General features: G+C 27.6%; 5 protein-coding genes. All 5 read left to right on the plus strand.

From position 1 onward, the window contains the following. The coding region (locus tag HMPREF2918_RS11330; RefSeq protein WP_176745982.1) for a hypothetical protein at window positions 1-737 on the plus strand (737 nt) is incomplete at its 5' end. Continuing rightward, window positions 727-1,512: a SagB/ThcOx family dehydrogenase gene (locus tag HMPREF2918_RS04055; protein WP_070594648.1), complete on the plus strand. Its 786-nt coding sequence runs from the start codon at window positions 727-729 to the stop codon at window positions 1,510-1,512. The genes HMPREF2918_RS11330 and HMPREF2918_RS04055, both read left to right, overlap by 11 nt. Before the next feature lie 322 nt (window positions 1,513-1,834). Further along, window positions 1,835-2,944, plus strand: a complete 1,110-nt coding sequence (locus HMPREF2918_RS04060; protein ID WP_070594649.1) for an ImmA/IrrE family metallo-endopeptidase — start codon at window positions 1,835-1,837, stop codon at window positions 2,942-2,944. Then, window positions 2,945-3,445 carry a DUF4411 family protein gene (locus HMPREF2918_RS04065; protein WP_070594650.1) on the plus strand — a complete coding sequence of 167 codons (501 nt, stop codon included), beginning with the start codon at window positions 2,945-2,947 and terminating at the stop codon, window positions 3,443-3,445. It begins immediately after the preceding gene. Between the two features lie 1,110 nt (window positions 3,446-4,555). Then, the coding region (locus HMPREF2918_RS04070; RefSeq protein WP_070594651.1) for a hypothetical protein at window positions 4,556-4,842 on the plus strand (287 nt) is incomplete at its 3' end.

Here is a 4,842-nt window from a genome sequence, read left to right on the forward strand (position 1 = left end):
TTAAGATTGATAACAAGATTTTAAATATTACGGGTAGAAATTATTACACATATATTTATCCAATACTTGATGAACTATATTCGCTTAAAACGTTTGATGAACTATTTTTTAAAATCAATCCTAAACAAAATAAGAGGGATTTAAGAAAATTTTTGGATAAAATGGTTAATCTTAATTTAATTAAAATAGTAGATGTAGATGAATTGGGCTTTGAACTCTTTATACTAGATTTGAGTGGAAATAACTACTCAAACGATTTACACTTAATTATAGAATCATCACAAAATCCAGGTGATGCTAAAATGATTATTGTGTTTGTTAATCGATATAATGCTTATAAATTAATAGATATCTATAGAAACTATGATAGCAAGTATTTTTTTCCTATCATAGTTGACGAGTATATATCATTTTATACATGTATTTCCAAGAATGGTTATTTAGAAAATAAGGATTCTGAATGTATAATAGAAAGCATGATTAATATGTTTTACAGTTGTATAGTTGATATGGAATATAGTAATTTAAGTCGGGGAAATTTTCTTGCACTTTTAGGTGACATTTATAAGGAAATTAGCTATATAAGTGATTTTGAGGGGAGTAATGAGAATTGCAAAGTGAAGGTTTTCAATAGCATTATGAAAAAAAACAACTTAACTAATCAGAATTATTGTTTTAATATGGGAAGAAATCCAAGTTCGATTAAAATATTGGAGGAAGTAATAAGTGAAAAATGATAGCTCCTGCATTAAAATAGGTGAGAAATATTTGTATCAAATATTTCATGAAAATACAGTTTTGACTCTTGAAAATTCAGGAGGATTTGAAAATTCAATTATTAACTTTTATGAGAATGAATCAGTGAATAAAAATCAAGATACTCTCTGTTATTCAAATAAATCATCTATAGAAATTAGTGTTGATAAAGATGAATTCTTAGAAATATTTGATAATAGAAGAAGCTATAGATCTTTTTCTAAAAATAAAGTTAGTAAAAAGGACTTCTTGTACATTATAAGGTGTGCAATTGGAGGGAAAAATCGTCAATTTCCAAATTATCCAATTTCAGGAGGAATAGAGTGTTTTACAGTCATCGTGATTGTTAAAAATGTCGAAGAAATAGAGAACGGTATATATATTTATGATAGAAAAGAAGAGAGTCTTATTTTTTTAACGAATGAGTTTAAAGTGATTGACTACCACAAAGTAACATTGTCGTATAACTTAGCACAAAACGCTGCATTCTCCGTCCATATATTATCGGATAGTAATGCAAAGTGTTTGAAGTATCAAGATAGAGGGTACAGATTTTTACTGTTAGAAGCAGGCCATTTAGCTCAAAATTTTTATTTAATCGCTAATTTATTAAACGTAGGAGTTGTATCCTCTGGTGGGTATCTTGACTATGGTTTTTCAAATCTTATACCAAATTATAAGGAATTAGCTAAACTAGATTTGCTATATGAGTTGTTTTTTGGAGTTAAAGAAGATTCGTTGAAAATTACAAAATAATCGATGGATTTTAGAAAATTCTGTTATTTGGAAAGTATTTAGCATTGAGACTCTATAGGTTTATTCTTTATGTAGATGTATAGTACTTATAACTTTAATACTTAATAAACTTATAGAAAGTTCTATGGTATACGGTGAGGTAATTGTTCATTTACGTAAATTTGATTTTTAGGGTTTATATTTTACAATCATTAGTATGTATATAGAAGTTGCTCTCTAATTCATAAAAACAAGCAAATAAGATGTTTCAATGCGTTTTAAAATTAAGGATAGAATTAATTTTCATAATTTGATAAAATAGATAAAAAGTAGGAGGTAGCTTATGACAATACGATTAAAGGTAAATACTAAAGTACTATCAGCGTATATTCGTAATTCTAATACTCCTATGGATCTTTTATATAAGAAATTACCTAATATTGATAAGTATTTGTCAGGAGAACTAAAGCCGACTTTTAATCAATTATCGATTCTTTCGAAACTTATTAATGTTCCTACTGGATTGTTGCTACTCAATGAAAAAATCGCTCCTGTCACTTTAAATATTGATTTTAGGACTTTGAATTCGCGACAGTTATCTGAGATTAGTTCTGAATTAAAAGATACAATTCTTGAAATGCAAGAAAAGCAAGATTTTTTGAGGGATTCTGTTGAGAATGAATGTTCATTTATAAGAATTTTTGATTTGGATGATGATCGTGAAAAAGTCATAAATAAAGTACGAACTCTTTTGGGGGCTGAAATATTAAAAAACAGATTTGACTATTATAGAAAATTGTTGGGTGATTTAGGGATATTCATATTCTTAAACGGGAAGTATAAGGATAATACACATCGTCCTTTAAACATTAAAGAATTCAGAGGTTTTGTTTTGTCTGACAAAAAGGCTCCGATTATTTTTATCAATCAGTTAGATTCTAAGACTGGTCAATTGTTTACGCTGATACATGAATTTGTCCATTTATTGTATGGAGACAGCGATTTGTTAGATAATAAAGATTTTAACAATCAAAATAAAAAAGAGGCAATTATAAATTCAATAACCGCTGAAATTTTAGCTCCAAAAGAAATAATTATAAAAATGTTTGATGGACAGAAGGATATAAAAGATAATTTAGAAATTATTGCCAAAAAAACAGAGGTCAGTAAGTTTGTCGTTTTAAGACGTTTATATGATTTGTCAATTATTCCCAAAGATATTTATTTATCTATAAATATTGATTTGGAAGAAGAATTTAAGCAAATAACAAAACATAGAAATCCTTCAAAAGGAGGTAATTATAGTAATAATCTTAGATTCAGAATTGACAACAATTTCTTTAAATATGTAAATAATGCTGTTCTAGAAAATAAGATTACATATACAGATGCTTTTAGTATTGTTGGTGTTGGCTATAAAGGATATAAAATATTAAGTAAGGGAGTGCGATAAATGTATCTATTAGATTCAAATATATACATAAATTTTTATGATAGATATTATCGTAAGGATTTCTTCCCTACTTTCTGGTTTAAATTTTTGAGCATTCTAAACTCAAGTGTCGTAATCCCTGAAATAGTCGTTTCGGAGAATTATCAAGATCCATGGTTTAAGGCGTGGTTAAAGGATAACTATAAAAAAAATTTTATAGATCATAAATCCTTTGCTCTAGAATGGATTGAAGTGATTCAATATATTGACAATAGTCCACTATATAAAGATACGGCCCTCAACTCAGAAAAGGGTTGGGCAAACGATAGAATTGCAGATCCTTGGTTGATTGCTATTGCTAAAAATAAAAATTATACAATTGTAACCGATGAAGTAAAAAATATTAATCTCAATCCTAGAAATCCTAGCAGAAATGTTAAGATTCCAGATGTATGTGAAGAGTTGGGAGTTAGGTGTATTTCGATGAATCAGTTTTTTAAAGAAATTGGTCTATCTATCTGATTGAAAATATACTTTGGTCAATTTTCAATCAATGTAAAATATCTAATATGATATTGAATTCTATAATTTTCGTAAGTATAGAATATCTTAACCTGTAAATTGATTCTAAAATAATATTTTTCAAACTGATACAAAGTAAGTTTTTTTCTACTATTTATCAAATCTATCAAGGTTTCAAGAAAAAATGAGATAAGACAGTAGCTATTCTGAAGCTACTGTCTTGTTTTTAACACATATTGAGTTGTAAAAGTGTATGCTAAAATAACACCTTATCTGTTTTTTAAAAGCAAGATGTTACAATCATATGACATAGTCAGCTTTATCAATTTTGGGTCGAAGAATAAGCGTAAAATTTGTTATACTTAACAACTGTTATAATAAATGACACTTTATGGTTCAGCTTACCATAAAGTGTTTTTCGTTTAATAATAATAAAAATCACAAAATTGTTCACTAAGTAATAAAAGAAAATTTTGTTTATAGTATAAGTGATATCTCTTTTTACTTAAATAGAAGTTAAGTAGGGGTTCAATACGAATCAATACATAAGAAAAACGCTGATTTAAAGCGTTTTTTCTTTTTTTCAAATGCGATATATTGCACTGTATTTCAATTCAAACTCTACCTTTTTCTTAAGATCTGGTTTGGAAAGTATGGGTTTCAGTTGGACTAAAAATAGCGTAGCATCATCATCAAGCACTCACAGAATTCTATCTATTTTTTCAAAAAAACTGATTGAGTTTGATTGAATAGGGGAAAATAAAAAGTTAGCTTTCAATTAGTCTAAAATAGCATAGTATCAGACACTTGCAGAATTCTATCTGTATTTTATTTTCAATACAACATGTAGATTCATAACTATCTAGGAGGTCTGCATCAGGCAGAATTTTACAATGATATGCTACTGTATCAAGATCAAATCCATCAATATTTAAATTATATAGTGCTATTGATCTATACTTTGTCTCAATATTAAATAAAATCAATCGACGAAAGTTTAATATTTGCCGTTATAATAGACATTTCTTCATTTTTCCGTTATAACAGACACTGACATACTCTTGTAATATTATTTTGGTATAATTAAAAATATAGAAGGAGGCAAAGATTATGAGAAAATTAGTAGGTATATTACTGCTTTCATTATCAATAATTACTTTAATTGCTTGCTCAAAAAACAACCACCAATCTTTAGATGGTGAGTATTATTGGATCTCAAGTGAAAGAAACGAATTGGTGTTTACTATTAAAGGAGATAAAGGTTCCATTGAACATGGAGAAGCCGATAACTTTAAGATTGATAAACAAAAGAAAACCATTGAGTTAACTGGACAAGATATTGCAAAAAGGACAGAAGGATATTCGTTTAAAGATGGGGTCTTTTCTGTTGATATTAG

The sequence above is a fragment of the Streptococcus sp. HMSC065C01 genome, assembly GCF_001813525.1.
Classification (GTDB): domain Bacteria; phylum Bacillota; class Bacilli; order Lactobacillales; family Streptococcaceae; genus Streptococcus; species Streptococcus parasanguinis_V.